At 36.4% G+C, this 15,962-nt stretch carries 16 protein-coding genes; 8 read left to right on the top strand and 8 right to left on the bottom strand.

The genetic code is table 11. The features are described 5' to 3' along the window. Window positions 1–145 precede the first annotated feature (145 nt). The gene (locus FW781_RS13960; RefSeq protein ID WP_149387983.1) at window positions 146–556 is read left to right on the top strand and encodes an LNS2 domain-containing protein; all 411 of its coding nucleotides are present in this window, start codon (window positions 146–148) and stop codon (window positions 554–556) included. Window positions 557–642: 86 nt separating this feature from the next. Next, window positions 643–1,602, top strand: coding sequence for a D-2-hydroxyacid dehydrogenase (locus FW781_RS13955; RefSeq protein ID WP_149387982.1), 960 nt, complete (start codon window positions 643–645; stop codon window positions 1,600–1,602). A gap of 71 nt (window positions 1,603–1,673) precedes the next feature. Here FW781_RS13955 and mscL read toward each other — a convergent pair whose 3' ends face one another. Continuing rightward, a complete protein-coding gene (gene mscL, locus FW781_RS13950; RefSeq protein WP_149387981.1) occupies window positions 1,674–2,051 on the bottom strand; it encodes a large conductance mechanosensitive channel protein MscL in 378 nt (125 codons plus the stop codon). A gap of 247 nt (window positions 2,052–2,298) precedes the next feature. On the opposite strand from mscL, the gene FW781_RS13945 reads away from it, so the two are divergent. Further along, window positions 2,299–3,816, top strand: a complete 1,518-nt coding sequence (locus tag FW781_RS13945; RefSeq protein ID WP_149387980.1) for an NAD(P)H-hydrate dehydratase — start codon at window positions 2,299–2,301, stop codon at window positions 3,814–3,816. A 114-nt stretch (window positions 3,817–3,930) separates the two neighbouring features. On the opposite strand, the gene lgt is transcribed toward FW781_RS13945, so the two are convergent. After that, window positions 3,931–4,794, bottom strand: a complete 864-nt coding sequence (gene lgt, locus FW781_RS13940) for a prolipoprotein diacylglyceryl transferase (RefSeq protein ID WP_149388279.1) — start codon at window positions 4,792–4,794, stop codon at window positions 3,931–3,933. Between the two features lie 444 nt (window positions 4,795–5,238). Beyond that, entirely contained in the window at window positions 5,239–5,490 is a 252-nt protein-coding gene (gene yidD, locus FW781_RS13935; RefSeq protein WP_047423501.1) for a membrane protein insertion efficiency factor YidD, read from the bottom strand. Window positions 5,491–5,591: 101 nt separating this feature from the next. Between yidD and FW781_RS13930 the strand changes: the two genes are divergently transcribed. Then, entirely contained in the window at window positions 5,592–6,869 is a 1,278-nt protein-coding gene (locus tag FW781_RS13930) for a replication-associated recombination protein A (protein ID WP_149387979.1), read from the top strand. Between the two features lie 48 nt (window positions 6,870–6,917). Here FW781_RS13930 and FW781_RS13925 read toward each other — a convergent pair whose 3' ends face one another. From FW781_RS13925 to FW781_RS13905, 5 genes are all read right to left on the bottom strand, one after another. Further along, the gene (locus tag FW781_RS13925) at window positions 6,918–7,355 is read right to left on the bottom strand and encodes a hypothetical protein (RefSeq protein ID WP_149387978.1); all 438 of its coding nucleotides are present in this window, start codon (window positions 7,353–7,355) and stop codon (window positions 6,918–6,920) included. A 115-nt stretch (window positions 7,356–7,470) separates the two neighbouring features. After that, window positions 7,471–9,702, bottom strand: coding sequence for a DUF2339 domain-containing protein (locus tag FW781_RS13920; RefSeq protein ID WP_149387977.1), 2,232 nt, complete (start codon window positions 9,700–9,702; stop codon window positions 7,471–7,473). Between the two features lie 111 nt (window positions 9,703–9,813). Continuing rightward, a complete protein-coding gene (locus tag FW781_RS13915; protein ID WP_149387976.1) occupies window positions 9,814–10,521 on the bottom strand; it encodes a hypothetical protein in 708 nt (235 codons plus the stop codon). 363 nt (window positions 10,522–10,884) lie between these two features. After that, a complete protein-coding gene (gene pheA / locus FW781_RS13910) occupies window positions 10,885–11,733 on the bottom strand; it encodes a prephenate dehydratase (RefSeq protein WP_149387975.1) in 849 nt (282 codons plus the stop codon). A 294-nt stretch (window positions 11,734–12,027) separates the two neighbouring features. Further along, window positions 12,028–12,438: an acyl-CoA thioesterase gene (locus FW781_RS13905; RefSeq protein WP_149388278.1), complete on the bottom strand. Its 411-nt coding sequence runs from the start codon at window positions 12,436–12,438 to the stop codon at window positions 12,028–12,030. A gap of 136 nt (window positions 12,439–12,574) precedes the next feature. Here FW781_RS13905 and dnaA point away from each other — a divergent pair, with 136 nt between their 5' ends. The 4 genes from dnaA to FW781_RS13885 all read left to right on the top strand — a co-directional run bounded on the left by dnaA (window position 12,575) and on the right by FW781_RS13885 (window position 15,785). After that, window positions 12,575–14,029: a chromosomal replication initiator protein DnaA gene (gene dnaA / locus FW781_RS13900; RefSeq protein ID WP_047376841.1), complete on the top strand. Its 1,455-nt coding sequence runs from the start codon at window positions 12,575–12,577 to the stop codon at window positions 14,027–14,029. 97 nt (window positions 14,030–14,126) lie between these two features. Then, window positions 14,127–14,579 carry a low molecular weight protein-tyrosine-phosphatase gene (locus FW781_RS13895; RefSeq protein WP_149387974.1) on the top strand — a complete coding sequence of 151 codons (453 nt, stop codon included), beginning with the start codon at window positions 14,127–14,129 and terminating at the stop codon, window positions 14,577–14,579. Between the two features lie 2 nt (window positions 14,580–14,581). Continuing rightward, a complete protein-coding gene (locus FW781_RS13890) occupies window positions 14,582–15,082 on the top strand; it encodes a Cif family virulence factor (protein WP_149387973.1) in 501 nt (166 codons plus the stop codon). A gap of 4 nt (window positions 15,083–15,086) precedes the next feature. Then, window positions 15,087–15,785 (top strand): SAM-dependent methyltransferase, encoded by a 699-nt coding sequence (locus tag FW781_RS13885; RefSeq protein WP_149387972.1) that lies wholly within the window; start codon window positions 15,087–15,089, stop codon window positions 15,783–15,785. Window positions 15,786–15,962: the final 177 nt, after the last annotated feature.

Below are 15,962 nucleotides of genomic sequence, written 5' to 3'. Positions count from 1 at the left end.
ATTTTAACTATTTGTATTGAAATGGTTGATAAAATATTGATATTATTCTTTAAATAGTAGTTTTTATAGTATATTTTTAACATAAACTAAGATTAATGTGCCGGATAGTTGTAAAAACGCTAACTTTGTTACTTAATATTTAGTAATGGAATTAGAATACATTGAACACATTAGCCCTATTCTAAAGGATGGCGTAAAAAATTACTTAATAGATATCGACGGAACCATTACTGATGACGTTCCCAACGAAGAACCGGAAAGAATGGTTACCTGCGAACCTTATCCCGATGCATTGGAAACTATCAACCGATGGTATGATGAAGGGCATCAGATCTGCTTTTTTACTTCAAGAACCGAAAATCTGAAACAAATTACCATAGACTGGCTGGATAAGCATGGTTTCAAATACCACAGCGTACTTTGCGGAAAACCAAGAGGGGGGAATTATCACTGGATAGACAATCACCTGGTAAGAGCTACAAGGTACAAAGGAAGATTTACAGATTTGGTAGAAAAGCAAGTAACCATTGAAGTATTCAAAGAAGACGGCGAATAAAAATATAATTCAAAGATTTAAAGATTAAATGGGAACCCGTTCCTTTAATTTTTAAATCTTTCATTTTTTAATATACTCGATATTTTATGAAAGTTTTAGCAAACGACGGCCTGGATCAATCCGGAATAGATGCATTGACAGAAAAAGGCTTTGAGGTGATTACTGCAAAAGTTCCACAGGAATTTTTGGTAGATTATATTAACGAGCACAAAATCCGCACTCTGTTGGTGAGAAGTGCTACGCAGGTAAGAAAAGATATTATTGACGGATGCCCGTCTCTCGACATTATTGGAAGAGGTGGAGTGGGTATGGATAATATTGATGTTGATTATGCAAGAGAAAAAGGAATCCACGTGATCAATACTCCTTCAGCTTCTTCGGAATCGGTGGCTGAACTTGTTTTTGCCCATTTATTTTCCGGAGCAAGATTTCTTCAGGATTCCAACAGAAAAATGCCTTTGGTAGGAGATACCGAATTTGCAGGCCTTAAAAAAGCATATGCTGCCGGTATCGAGCTGAGAGGAAAGACCATTGGTATTGTAGGAATGGGAAGAATCGGGCAGGAAGTGGCAAGAATAGCTTTAGGACTTGGGATGAGAGTGGTTGCAGCTGATAATAATGTAGGAAAAGCCAGCATCAAAGTCAAGTTTTATAACAACCAGTTTATCAATGTTGATATAGAAACAGAGCCCTTACAGGAGGTTTTAAAACATTCAGACTTTATTACGCTGCATGTTCCGGCTCAGAAAGACGGCTATATGATTGGTAAGAATGAATTTGAAATCATGAAAGACGGAGTGGCTGTTGTCAACTGTTCCAGAGGTGGAGTTATTGATGAAGCTGCTTTAATTCAGGCATTGGATTCAGGTAAAGTAAGATTTGCAGGATTAGATGTTTTCATTAATGAGCCAACACCTTCTAAAGAGATCCTGGGTCATTCTAAAATCTCTCTTACCCCTCACACGGGAGCTTCTACTCTTGAAGCACAAGACAGGATAGGACTTTCCCTGGCTGAGCAGATTTCAAGTATTTTACAGATTCAATAATCTGGAATGATATAGCAAAAGCACCTCCATGGAGGTGCTTTTTTATTTTTAAACTGTTGTGAGAGTATAGATTATATATTCTTGCTTTTCAACAAATCTCTGATCTCTGTCAGTAATTTTTGATCTTCAGTAGGTCCTGCAGCTGCCGGAGCTTCTTTTTTGTTCACTTTATTGGCGAATTTAATGATCCAGAAAAGAACCATGGCAATACAAAGGAAACTGATTACGGCTGAAATAAAATTCCCATAAGCAACCCCATTCCATGAAAGTTTTGCAATGTTTTCTGCACCTGCTGCTTTCAATGCAGGATTCAGTATCAGAGGAGTGATTACATCTTCTACCAAAGACGAAACAATTTTACCGAAAGCTGCCCCAATGATCACACCGACAGCCAGATCGAGAACATTCCCCTTAAAGGCAAATTCTTTAAATTCTTTTACAAATCCCATAATTTATATTTTTTTTTAATTAGTATATACACAAAAATATAATTTAAAAATGTAAAAAACACTACTTTTTATAGTTTTTTATTCCCAAAACATTGAGTTTTATGATGAATTCATAGAATGAGGTTTAATGAATATTTTAGCATTATACAGATACTTTATTTCATTCATGAGGTCTTCATGTTTTTATTATTGAGGTGGCATCATAATGAAAAATCTTTTGTAATTTGCTTAAAAGATTGTTTTACTTATGAAAATTTTTACTGCAGAACAGATTCGCAGCTGGGATCAGTTTACGATTTCCCATGAGCCGGTTTCATCCATACAACTGATGGAACGAGCTTCGATGGCGGTGGCGCACTGGATTTCGGAACATTGTAAAAATCATAAAAAACTGGCTGTATTTTGTGGGAACGGAAACAATGGAGGAGATGGCCTGGCGGTAGCAAGAATACTATACCTGAAAGGTTTTGATGTAGATGTATTTGTAGGGGAGTCCAAACGGAAATTTTCGGAAGATGCTTTGGTGAACCTGAAAAGACTTCGTGATATATCAGGAATTTCGGTCAGAAAATATGATCCGGGCGAGCACTATAATTTTGATGATAAAACAATCATCATTGATGCTCTTTTCGGAACAGGTTTGTCCAGACCGTTAGAAGGAGAGTACAAAGAACTTGCAGAGCAGCTGAACGCTCAAAAAAATATTAAAATATCCATCGATGTTCCTTCCGGGTTATCTGCAGATGAAATATTTGACAATGATCCTGTTATTCTGAAGTCTGATTATACCCTGACTTTCCAATGCTGGAAAAGAACATTCCTTCATCCCGAAACCGGAAAATATACCGGAAAAGTAGAAGTACTGGATATTGATTTAAGCAAAACCTATTCTGATACGACGGATGCAGAATACTTTATTATCAGTGATCAGTTGATAGAATCCATATTCAAGCCCAGACATGAGTTTTCCCATAAAGGAAGCTTTGGAAAGGCTGCAGTTATAGGAGGGAGTTACGGAAAAATGGGAGCCGCTGTTCTGGCTACACAATCAGCTTTGAAAACAGGCGCAGGCCTGACCTTTACGCTGGCACCGGAGTGTGGATATGAGATACTGCAGACCTCATGTCCGGAGGCTATGTTTATAGCAGGTGGAAAGCGGTTTGTAACAAACTTTGAGGTACACCAAGACTTTACCTGTGGCATAGGACCGGGATTGGGAACTCATTCGGATACTGAAAAAAGTTTTTTAAGCTTTCTGAAAAATTATACTAACCCATTGATTCTGGATGCCGACGCATTGAATATTATTTCTGAAAAATCAGAAAATCTGAAATTGATCCCCAAAAAATCAATCATTACTCCCCATCCCAAAGAGTTTGAAAGGCTTTTCGGAAGTACAGAAAATTCTTTTAAAAGGCTAGACCTCGCCAGAGAAAAAGCAGAAGAGCATCATATTTATATTGTATTGAAAGATCATCATACACAGGTTGTTACTCCGGAAGGAAATGTATTTTACAATATAACCGGGAATGCAGGTCTTGCGAAAGGAGGCAGCGGAGATATCCTTACCGGAATTCTGACCTCACTTTTAGCGCAGGGGTATTCTGAAGAAGAAGCCTGTATTTTAGGGGTGTGGCTCCATGGAAGATCGGCTGATCTTGCTTCGGAAAGACATTCAAAAGAATCTATGCTTCCTACAGATGTTATTGGTGAATTCGGAAATGTTTTCGGGGAGCTGAACAGGAAAGTTGTGAAGAGTTTGTAAAAGAATGAGCTGAATGGCTTTTAAGATAAACCTAAAAGGAAAAGGCAAATCTGTACTACTACAGATTTGCCTTTTTATCTTTAAAACTAGAGTTTTTCGATTTCCAGTGTGTGCTTACGCTTTTTCAATATATTCAGGTTTTTCATTTTCTTCAGGAGTGATCTTAAATTTCTTAGAAATGATCATGATAACAACTCCTGCAATCATAAACGGAATAGAAAGTACCTGGCCTGTATTCAGACCTCCAATCTGGATGAATTCGTCACCTTGCGGCTCTTTAAGGAACTCAACAAAAAATCTGATGGCCCAGAGAATAATAAAGAACAAACCGAATAACCATCCCTGCTGATATTTTTTATCTGTTTTTCTGTAAAGTGTCCATAATAAAATGAAAAGAAGAACATATCCTGCGGCTTCAAATAGCTGGCTTGGATAACGGGGTACGGTAAGACCATATTCACTGCTCTGTTGTGGGAAAAGCAGGGCAAAAGGTGAGTTTGGATCTGCAGGCTTACCAACGATTTCAGAATTGAAAAAGTTCCCCATTCTTACAAATGCGCCTCCCAGAGCAACTACAATTCCTAATCTGTCATATACCCAGAACGGATTTTTTTTGATGATTTTAAACGAATAATAAAGGGTAGTAAAAATCAAAGCGATAGTAGCGCCATGACTTGCCAGTCCTGAAAATCCAGTGAATTTAAAACCGTTTTTTGTGCTTATGGGTAAAAATACACTCCAGAAATCTTCTTTAAATAATTCCGGCTGATAAAAAATAACATGTCCTAATCTTGCGCCGAGGATCGTCCCGATTAAAGTCCATGTGAAAAGAGGTTCCAGGTATCTTTGGTTAATATTGTCAATCTTAAAGATTCGGGTCATTAAAACATATCCGAAACCAAATGCAAATACAAACATCAAACTATAAAAATGAAGGGTAAATGACCCAATATGAATTCCTTTGGAAGGATCCCATATTTTAAAAGAAGTTTCAAGCTCTACTTTATCAGAATCTGTGATAGGTTTTGCAGATTTTACCGCATATTTGAACGTTGTAACATTCTCTTGGTTAGCAGGAACATTAATCAGCTTAAAGTTTTTATCAAAAAACTGGTATTTGGAATCTTTGAATCTTGCCAATGCTGAAGCTGCATAATTATAATAAGAAGGTTCAAGGCTGGATCCGTTAAGGATAACCACAACGTTATTATTAATGGCTCTGTCCGGAAAAGCGGTCAGGTCTCCCATTTCTGTGGTAGAATAGATTTTTACCGGAACATTGCTTCCGTTGATATCTAAAGTTCCGTCTGATAAACCTCCAGGGTATTCCTGTGCAAAAAGAAGCTGCGTTGTAAACGCAAACAGCACAAGATAAATTCTGAAAAAAATAGTATTCATTATTCTATTGATTTAATAGTTTTATTATTGACATTTATGTTTGGGTGGAACGGGATCATAACCGCTGCCTCCCCATGGATGGCATCTCAGAATTCTTTTAAATCCCAGCCAGAAACCTTTAAATATCCCATGAACACGAAGCGACTCGATCATATAATGAGAACAGGTAGGTTCGTAACGGCAGTTTTTGGGAAGTAAGGGCGAGATGAACCATTGGTAAAATTTTATCAAAATTACCAGCGGAAATGTAATGATTTTATTGAATGTAAGTTTCAAAACAATGCAAAAATAGGGTAAAAAAATGAAAATTAGTTTAATTTTGTTATAAGTTTCGGAGATCAAAAATCCGGAACATTGATCTTAAAAATAGAATTACTTTGAATCAAAATATCCCATTAGCTGAAAAATTAAGACCCAAAACCCTGAACGATGTGTTGGGGCAGGAACACCTTACCGGCGATAAAGGAACAATCAGAAAAATGATTGAAAATAACACCCTGAATTCGCTGATTCTCTGGGGACCTCCCGGAACCGGGAAAACAACATTGGCTGAAATTATTTCAGAACAGTCGGGAAGGAAATTCTACAAACTTTCTGCTGTTTCTTCCGGAGTAAAAGATGTTCGTGATGTGATTGATGATGCCAAGAAGCAGAATCTGTTTTCGGGGAAATCTCCCATCCTGTTTATTGATGAGATTCACCGTTTCAATAAATCCCAGCAGGATTCATTGCTGCATGCCGTAGAAAAAGGCTGGATTGTTCTGATAGGAGCAACTACAGAAAATCCGAGCTTTGAAGTGGTTTCTGCTTTGCTTTCAAGGAGCCAGGTCTATATTTTAAAAGCCTTGAGCTATGAAAAGCTTGAGGAATTGATTGATATTGCTTCTGAAAGATATAATAAAGATGAAGAGACTGATTTTAAAATCCTTGAGAAAGAAGCTTTCATTCAGTATTCGGGAGGTGATGCCAGAAAGCTAATCAATTCTGTAGAATTGGTTCTGAATCAATATAAAAATTCAAATACCACGGAAATCATCAATACTGATGTTCTTGAAGTTCTTCAGGAAACAATGGCGCTGTATGATAAAAACGGTGAGCAGCATTATGATATTATTTCAGCCTTTATCAAGTCAATGCGTGGAGGTGATCCTAACGGGGCTGTTTATTGGCTGGCAAGGATGATTGCCGGAGGAGAAGATATTAAGTTTATTGCCCGTAGAATGCTTATTCTGGCTGCTGAAGATGTGGGACTGGCCAATCCGAATGCGCTGGTGGTTGCCAACAATTGTTTTCAGGCAATCAATGTAATTGGGAATCCTGAAGCGAGGATTATATTAAGTGAAACAGCCGTATATCTTGCGGTTTCTCCTAAAAGCAATTCTGCTTATATGGCCATTAATGATGCGCTGGCTTTGGTGAAGCAAACCGGAAATCTGCCTGTACCGCTTCATTTGAGAAATGCTCCTACAAAACTGATGAAAGATCTGGACTATGGAAAAGAATATAAATATGCCCATTCTTACGAAGGGAATTTTGTAGAACAGGATTTTCTACCTGAGGAAATCAGGGATGTGAAATTGTATGAACCCGGTAACAATTCTACGGAAAAGAAGATTTACGAGGAACTTAAGAAAAAATGGAACAATAAATATTAAAAATAAAGAAGGATGCTGAAAAACGGCATCCTTTTTATATTATTCAGGTTATTCGGTAGTGTAAATAAATAGTGTTTTCTTACCGTTATGATCTTTTGTTTCTGCTCTTTTCTTGATCTCGGGATAGATCACTGTGCTGGTATCTGTAAATTCATAACCTTCAATAAATACCGGATTGTCTGCCGGAATATTATATTGTATGTTGATGTCGGATAATGGCATTCTGTCAAATATATTTTCTCCGTTTTTGAATTTGTACTCAGTCACCCCTTTTGTAAAAACAGAACTGTATTTTTTTAAACTTTGGGGAAAACTTGCCGGAGTATTGTATACTTTAGAAACCTGCAATACGTTCTTTTTCGCATTGAACAATTCTACTGTTCCGACAGCGTTGTCAGCAACTGCAAACTTCACGGCAGGATTTTTTTGCTGTGCAAATAAAGTGGCAGATGAGAGTAATAAAAAAGAATAGAGTAATTTTTTCATAATCAGAATATGTAACTGTTAAAAACGTGATAAATATAGTTATTTTTTATAAAATGTGAATGAAATCTTAGTTTGTTTTACATTTTATTTATAATAAAAACTTTTATCTTGATTATCAGTCTGTAGTTTCCTCGCTTTTGCCTTTTTTATCAACCATATTTCTGATGATATTTTTCAGCCGTTGGAAGGCAAAAGAACTTAATAATAAGATAATTCCCAGGGCAATAAAGGCACTGATTCTGGAAATATTATCCATTTGCCATACATCATAACCATAAAGTTTTAAAACCATGAGGCCTATCAATGCAAAACCAACCTTGTTATATTCCTGAATATTCTTTTTCAATCCCATATAAATAAAGATACTGGCAAGAACAGTCCATATAATTGGAAGGTAAAGAATATTGAAATGTGCGCTTGCTTCATAAGAATGAGGAATATCATTGGAAACCATTAAAACATAGGAATGATGGAGCTCACAGCTTACGGAAATGATAAGTGCCAAAGATAAGATCCAGTAAGAAATTCGTGCTTTGTGAAATTCTGATGAAGGAATAATCCTGGAACATACATATATAAAAGGAATCCACTGAAGCAGATGCAGTACGTAAAAACTTAAATGGAGCTTTTTTGTTAAAACAGCCGTAATAACTGGTAGTGTAGAAACTGATGTATTAAGGGTTATCAGAACGAAAAACAGATAGATCAGAATGGCCTGAATATCACCTCTGATAGACAGTGGTTTTCTGAAAAGCAATAATACAAAAAGATAAAAAATACTGAATAGCAGTCCTATGCTGACAATTGCTGACCAGGGCATTTCTGAAACATGATACGTGATCTCAAGAAGAAAACTGATATAAATAACTCCATAACTGATCACGGTAATGAGATCTTCAAAAAAGGTATTGACTTTCTCCTGTGAATCTATTCCTTTATTCCTTAATAAATATAAATTGATCATTATGGAAATGATGGTAAACGAACTGGTAATAAATGGAGGATTGAATATGATATTAAAATTTGTTGCTCCCAGATACTCTGTCCAGGTAACAATCTGAGCAATCATAACCAATGGAAAAAGGATATAAAAGAAAGTCTTGAAAATTTTATGACCTGTTTTTTTCCAGATGAAAAGCAGCAGGGTAGTTTCTATTGCCCAGATACTGGTGATGAGGTGGGTTTTAAACTGAATGGCTACGGCAATGGTGATAAGGCTGGTAACCAGTCCGGCAAATACAGAATATGCAGCGCCGGAGTTTTTCCGTCCATATTCTCTGAAAAGCAGAATAGAATTGACTGCGGCAAAAATAAGGGGAAAAATAATTGGAGGTTCATACCCTAAAGTATCAAAAATGTAGAGCAGTCCCAGAACACTCGAAAAATTAGCAAAAGCAAGTATTAAAATATCAGATGTTGAAAGTATACCTTTCCTGATGTAATCATGCAGGGCAAAAAGATAGAAAATTACATAACTGATCATGTAAAAAGTAATGCTTAAAAGTTCCGGGCTCTCATTCGTCCAATAAAAGAGATAGGCAGTTGTAAAAATATAGGCAGCCCAGCCCACGCTTTTCCAGTGCTGAAGAAAAGAGACGACCAGCATTCCAATATTTAAAAGAGTCAGGTAAATAAAAAGGAAAGGGTAGTTACTTTGCCCGGTACTGATCATTAAAGGGGCACTAAAGCCTCCTATTAACGAGAAAATAATTAAAACTTCACTTTTATAATAGTAGGATAGAATAATAGAGGCGGCCGTAATGAGTGCGGTGGTAACAAAGGCTGTATTCTGTGTAAAGAGATGATATTCCCGGAAAGCAATGGTGGCTGTAAAATATAACACAGTAATTCCGCCTCCGGTAATAATAGATGCAAATGCTGTATAGTTCTTTCTGAGGAAGTGCCCTATAATAATAATTCCTGCTCCGGTACAAAAACCTATACCTGCTCTTGCTGTTTTTCCGATCCAGTTTTTATCAATAGCGTACTTTACAAAATAACCGATTCCCAAAACAAGGGTAAAAATACCAATGATGGTAAGTGCATTTTGTTTTAAAAAATCAAAAACAGGAGTCAGCCAGTCTTTTTGAGCTGGTGTTGGGATTTCTTCATTTTCTCCTCCATTTTTTATTGCTTCAGGAACAGTTTGATGAGATTGTACTTGCTGAGGTACGATAGTTTCTTCTGCTGAAATCTTTTGATGAATCACTTCAGATTGAGCCGGGGCCTTATTGATTTTATGATTAAGGTCCGAGATTTCCTTTTCAAGTCTTCTGATTTTAGTATTCAGATTGTTGAAAATGATGAAGATTACTATAAGGATGATGACAGCAACAAGTTCATTCATTTCATTAGTTTTATCAAATATAAAGAAATGTTTGAGAAGCTAATTAAAAAATTAACCCATCACAGTATAAGTGATGGGTTAAATGGTATAGATAACTAACAATATGTTTTACTAGTTTGATATTTTGTAAATGGAGAATGAAGCAATACTGGATCCTAATAAGCCTACGTCCAATGCTGTTGATCCTACAAGACCAAATGAAACTTTGTCTCCTGCCTGGAAGGAATAGATTGAATTAATAGAAGTTTCGGCAATCGTCAGGCTTAATAAAATTAGGTTAGCACCACTGAACGGACGGCTATCTATAGTAGTTGCTACGCCAGCTCTTGTTCTTACAATACCAACTCCTGGGCTATTGGCCAGTATTGAAGCTTGTAATCCGGATCCATAACGAAATGCAAAGCCTACGGCATAAACACCTGTGGATGGAATTGTATAGGTATTATCTGTGTCGCTGAATAAGCTTGCAGATCCTAAGGATCTTTCTGCTGCTAAGAAGTTAACAGCTCTGAATCCTGAAGGAAAAAGGCCAAGGCTTAGAAGGCTGATTCCTGCTGTCTTCTTTGCAGCATAAACAGTGGTGTTTGTATCAGATGCTGCGATTAATAATGCTGGGTCTACGGAGTAAACCTGAGTGCTTCCCTGGTTAATTGCTAAAACCTGATAGCCAGGTAATGCTGTAGCTGCGGGCGTATCTCTAACTTTCAGTGTTCCATTAACATCTAAAGTTGCAGTTGGAGCAGATGTGTTGATACCAACTTGTGAAAATAAAGGTAAGGTTGCACATGCCAACATTAAGCTGTAAAGTTTAGTTTTCATGATCAAGATTTTTAATTAGTTGCTTAGCAAATATACAACAAAAATCGCTTCCAGCATTGTGAAATTTATAATTTTAATATTAATATGATGTAATATATTTAAACATATGTTTATATTTTCAATAATATTATTACATAATTTAATTACGAGTTATTATATTTATACGGTTATTAACCGTCTGTTTATAAGGGATTTAAGGAATCGTATTTATCTCCGTTGTGTGGGTTATTTTTATGGTAAAAGAAAGGTCTCGGAGACCGGATATTTCTTTGTAAAAATTGTTTTTTTTCCGGATTTTAGTAGGTTTAAAAGCAAAAACACTGCTTTAATGGCAGTGTTTTTTAGTGTATTTATTGACTTTTTTTAACTTTCCAAGAGGAATTCTTTGTAGTTTCCAAGAAAATCAACATTCGCATTGATAGATTCAAGCTCTTTGAGAGCATTTCCATGTAAGACTTCTTCCCAAGGTCCTTCCACATTGATAAAGAAGAAATAATTACCCAGCCCGGTTTTTAATGTTCTGGATTCAATTTTGCTGAGGTTCATCTTTCGCCATGCAAAAACCGATAAAACCTGATGTAAACCACCGGGATGATCTTCCGGAAGAGTGATCAGCATGCCTGCTTTTTCTCCTAAAGTTTCAAGATTGTTATTTTGGTACGTGCTTTTTTGTTTGGAGATAATGATAAACCGGGTATGGTTCTGTTCGAAATCCTGAATATTGCGGTTGATGATTTTCAGTCCATATAAATTGGCCGCGAACTGGTTGGCAACTGCAGCAATGGCAGTTTCTCTGTTCTCTGAAACAAATTTTGCGGCAGCAGCTGTAGAAGAGAAATCCTGCTTCGGGATCTCCTTATAATTCGTATCCAGAAAATGGAAGCTCTGTGCCAGAGCCTGTGGATGTGAATATATTCTTTCAATATTCTCTATAGAGTTTTCCGGGTGAATCATCAGGTGATGTGCAATAGGCATTACCGCTTCTGCTTCAATCTTAATAGACGGGGTTTTATATAAATAGTCCAGCGTCATAGAAACTGTTCCTTCAATAGAGTTTTCCAATGGTACAACAGCTTTTACTGCTTCTCCGTTTTCAACAGCCTTAAAACAATCCAGAATACTGGCTTGTGGTAATAGCTCTTCATCAGGAAACAGCTGCGCTGCGGCAAGCTGGGTGAAACTGGCATGAGGTCCCAAAAATGCAATCTTCATAATATAATATATAAGGGATGATTAAAATAAAGGTACAAAGGTATTCATAAATAGAGTTCAAAGTTTAAGGTTTTGGGTTTTATGTTGCTGGTTGCTTGTTTTTTTGTTACAGGTTGTCCGTTTTTGGTTGAACCGTTATTCCCGTTATTGACTGAATGTCTTTAGCCTTGGTTTTTATTATGTTGTCTTTATTAAAAATTCACCATTCACTTGCGAAGCAAAATTCACTATTGATTTTTCCTTTATAACTGCTCACTAAAAATTCCTTCTTCCTGCAAGCTAATCCTTACCATGTTATTCTTTCCAATTCTTCTCTATCATTTCCATCAGAAAATCTGGACACTTAATGATCTTATTGGTTTTTGCATCCAAAAAGAATAGAGTAGTAGACGCTTCTGTTATTTTAATATGCTCTTCATTGTAAATTTCATATTCAAACTCGATCCTTACTCCCGGAATTTTTTTAACATAAGTATGAATTTCTAATTTTTGATCATACAAAGCCGGTCGGATATACTTAATTTTATAGTCGGAAACAGGAAGCCAAATTCCTTGGTTTTCAATTTCATCGTATGAAATTCCTATGCTTCTGAAGAGCTCAACTCTCCCCACTTCGAAGTATGTAGCATAGTTGCCGTAGTATACGTATTTCATGGGGTCTGTTTCTGCGTAACGTACTCGTATTGAGTGTGTTGTGTGTATCATTTTAGGGCCTAAATTATACATACAAATATATTTTTAAATAATCAATACCTGCAATATTTTTTTTTGAAAAGAAAAAATTGGACCTTTGTCTTCCTTCTAAACACAGTACAAACAAAGAATAATCGGGGCATAAAAAATGGATGACAATTTAATGATGATTTGGCAGAAATGCCTTCAGTTTATGCGTGATAACCTGAACGCAGCTGAAGACAATTCTGACCTGAAAAAACTTGAAAAATCTTTCGATATGTTATTCGATAAGGTTCAGCCGCTTTCATTAGTAGCCAACAACCTTACGTTGATCGTACCGAGTGATTTTTACAAGGAATATATAGAGGACAATTACCTGTCCTTACTTTCTGCTGCCCTGAAGAAAAATATTGGAAAAGGAGTGAAATTATGGTATTCTGTGATGGAAAACAGACCAAAAGGTGAAGAAAAACCAGTTACCATGAACATCAAGGGACAAAGTGTTCCTACTCCAAAAACACAGGAAACAATGCCACAAGGATTCTCTGCTAATATTGTAAATCCTTTCGTAGTTCCTGGAATAAGAAAAGTAAATATAGATTCTAACCTTAAGCCTGACTACTCTTTTGATAGTTATGTAGAAGGAGAAAGCAATAAATTTGCAGCCACTGTTGCCAGATCCATTGCGAAAAGACCTGGAGCAACTGCCTTCAACCCGTTATTCTTATATGGAGGTTACGGAGTTGGAAAAACACACTTAGGACAAGCGGTGGGGCTTGAAGTAAAAAATCAATTCCCTGATAAAGTAGTCCTTTATCTGTCTTCTGAAAAGTTTATCCAGCAGTTTATCTCTGCTGCCAAGGCGCATAAGCAGACAGAATTTGCGAATTTCTACCAAATGGTGGACGTACTGATTATTGATGATATTCAGTTCTTATCAGGAAAATCAGCAACTCAGGATAGTTTCTTCCATATTTTTGATCATTTACATCAGAACGGAAAACAGATCATCCTTACTTCAGATAAAGCTCCTGCTGATATTATGGATATTCAGGACAGAATTGTTTCCCGTTTCAAATGGGGACTTTCTGCAGAAATCAAATCTCCGGATCTATCTACAAGAAGGCAAATCATTGAGGATAAACTAAGCAGAGACGGAATCGTTCTTCCGGGAGATATGCTTGACTTTCTTGCTGTGGAAACGAAAACCAATGTAAGAGAACTTATCGGAGTAATTAACTCTGTGATCGCTTACTCTACCGTATACAAAAGAGACCTGAGTCTTGAATTGCTTAAAGAGACCATCAACAGAATTGCTGCCAACCAGAAAAAGATCATCAATATTCCTTATATCCAGGAAGTTGTATGTGATTATTTTGGAATCAAAAAAGAACAACTGCTGTCGAAAACAAGAAAAAGAGAGATTGCGTTGCCAAGACAGCTTGCCATGTACTTCTCTAAAGAATTTACCAATTCCACATTCACTAAAATTGGTGAAGAAATGGGAGGTAAAGACCACTCTACAGTAATGTATGCTTGTGATACGATTAAAGACGTATCAAAAATTGATAAAGAAATCAAAAAGTACGTAAAAGACCTTACAGAAAGAATCAAACAATAACATTGTTGAACAAAATAAATTGAAATGAAGGATAGTTTTATTCTTCATTTTTTATTTAGTTTTGTTGGGACAAAAGACTCTTTTAAATAGATTGAATATGAAAATATTAATGGTTTGTCTGGGAAATATATGCAGAAGCCCTTTAGCAGAGGGAATTATGAAAACAAAGGTGCCGGGAAGCTTTGTGGTAGATTCAGCCGGAACCATTTCAATGCATGAAGGGGAGCATCCAGACAAAAGAGCCGTTAAAATTGCCGCCAACCATAATATTGACATCTCAAAACAAAGATCTAGGCCCATTACCAGAAAAGATTTTGAAACCTTTGATAAGATCTACTGCATGGATATTGATGTATTGCAGGATGTGGTTTCTAAAACCAGGAATGAAGAAGAACGACAGAAAATATCTTTATTTCTGGAAGTGTTGGGAGACCATGAAAACGCTGAGGTTCCGGACCCTTATTGGGGAGATATGAGCGATTTCGAAAAGGTCTTTCAGCTTTTGGATCGGGGATGTGACGCTATTAAGAACCAAATACCCAAATCATAATCATGAAAAAATTGCTGTTACTGCTATTAGTAAGTTTTAATTTCTCTTTTGCCCAAACCAAAGATGAAACAGAGATCCGTAAAGTAATGGATGACTTTATGGGGTGCATTAAGTCCAGAGATGAAGCCAAATACCTCTCGTTATTTCAGGAACCCGTACTTTGGACCGGAATTTACAAAGACAGGACACAGGCCAAACGCCTTGAGAAAAATCCTAAGGCAGATTACTACTTTGCAGATAATTATAAAGATTTTATCAAAAGTTTTAAAGATGAAAAATCTGAAGAAAGATTTGACAATATTAAGATCATTGAAGATGGAGCAGTAGCTTCTGCCAATTTCGACTACAGCTTTTGGTACGATGGTAAAATGGAAAACTGGGGAAAGGAGATCTGGACACTCATGAAGATCAACGGAACCTGGAAAATTACCTCCGTTACCTTTTCCATGGACCTTACAAAATATTTCCCGCAGCCTTCATTAAACGAAAGAACTAAAAAATAATACAATGCTTTTTTTACTCCCTGCTTATTTATCAGAAAACACTTCTATCAACCACTTTTCACCTGTTTTGAAGGATTATATCATGCAAACGGATTATTTCTTCGTGGAAAATGAGAAAACAGCAAGAAAGGTTGTTAAATTTTTTGCCCCGGAAAAAAAGCAGGCCGATCTGAAATTGTTTTTATTAGACAAATACACAGAAAATGCAGATATCAAAGAAGCTCAGGAGCTGATGCTGAAAGGGCAGGACTTCGGATTATTGTCAGAGGCTGGATTGCCTTGTATTGCTGATCCGGGAAATCTTATTGTGAAATGGTGTCATGAGAAAAACATCAGAGTAATCCCTATCTCAGGTCCTTCATCTATTATACTTGCCTTGATCTCCAGTGGATTCAACGGGCAGGAATTTACCTTCCATGGATATCTTCCTATTGATAAAGGAGAGAAAAAGAAACAGATTATGAATCTTGAAAGCCTTGTTCAGAAAACCGGATACTCCCAGATTTTCATGGAAACACCATACAGAAATAACCAGCTTTTTGAAGATTTATGCAAATTCTTATCACCGAATACAAAGCTTTGTATTGCTGCCAATATCAATGATCCGGAACATGAGTTCATCAAAACAAAATCAATAAAGGACTGGCAAAAACAAAAGCCGGAACTTCATAAAATTCCTGCGGTATTTGTGTTGGGTAAATAAATTTTAAGCATAACAAATCTGTTATATTGAACCGGCTGGAAGTCGATTATTATAATCAATTTCCAGCCGGTTTTCTTTCTTTTGATTGTTCACTCATTACTCAAATTGAATATATTTCAATAATTTGTGATTAATATCATCTTATTTTTCGTATTTTATGGTGAAGAATATTCTAAA

Origin of the sequence: Chryseobacterium panacisoli, assembly GCF_008274625.1 — a bacterium.
GTDB lineage: Bacteria > Bacteroidota > Bacteroidia > Flavobacteriales > Weeksellaceae > Chryseobacterium > Chryseobacterium panacisoli.
Note: the sequence above shows the minus strand (reverse complement) of the source record. Positions and strands in the feature narration are given on the sequence as shown.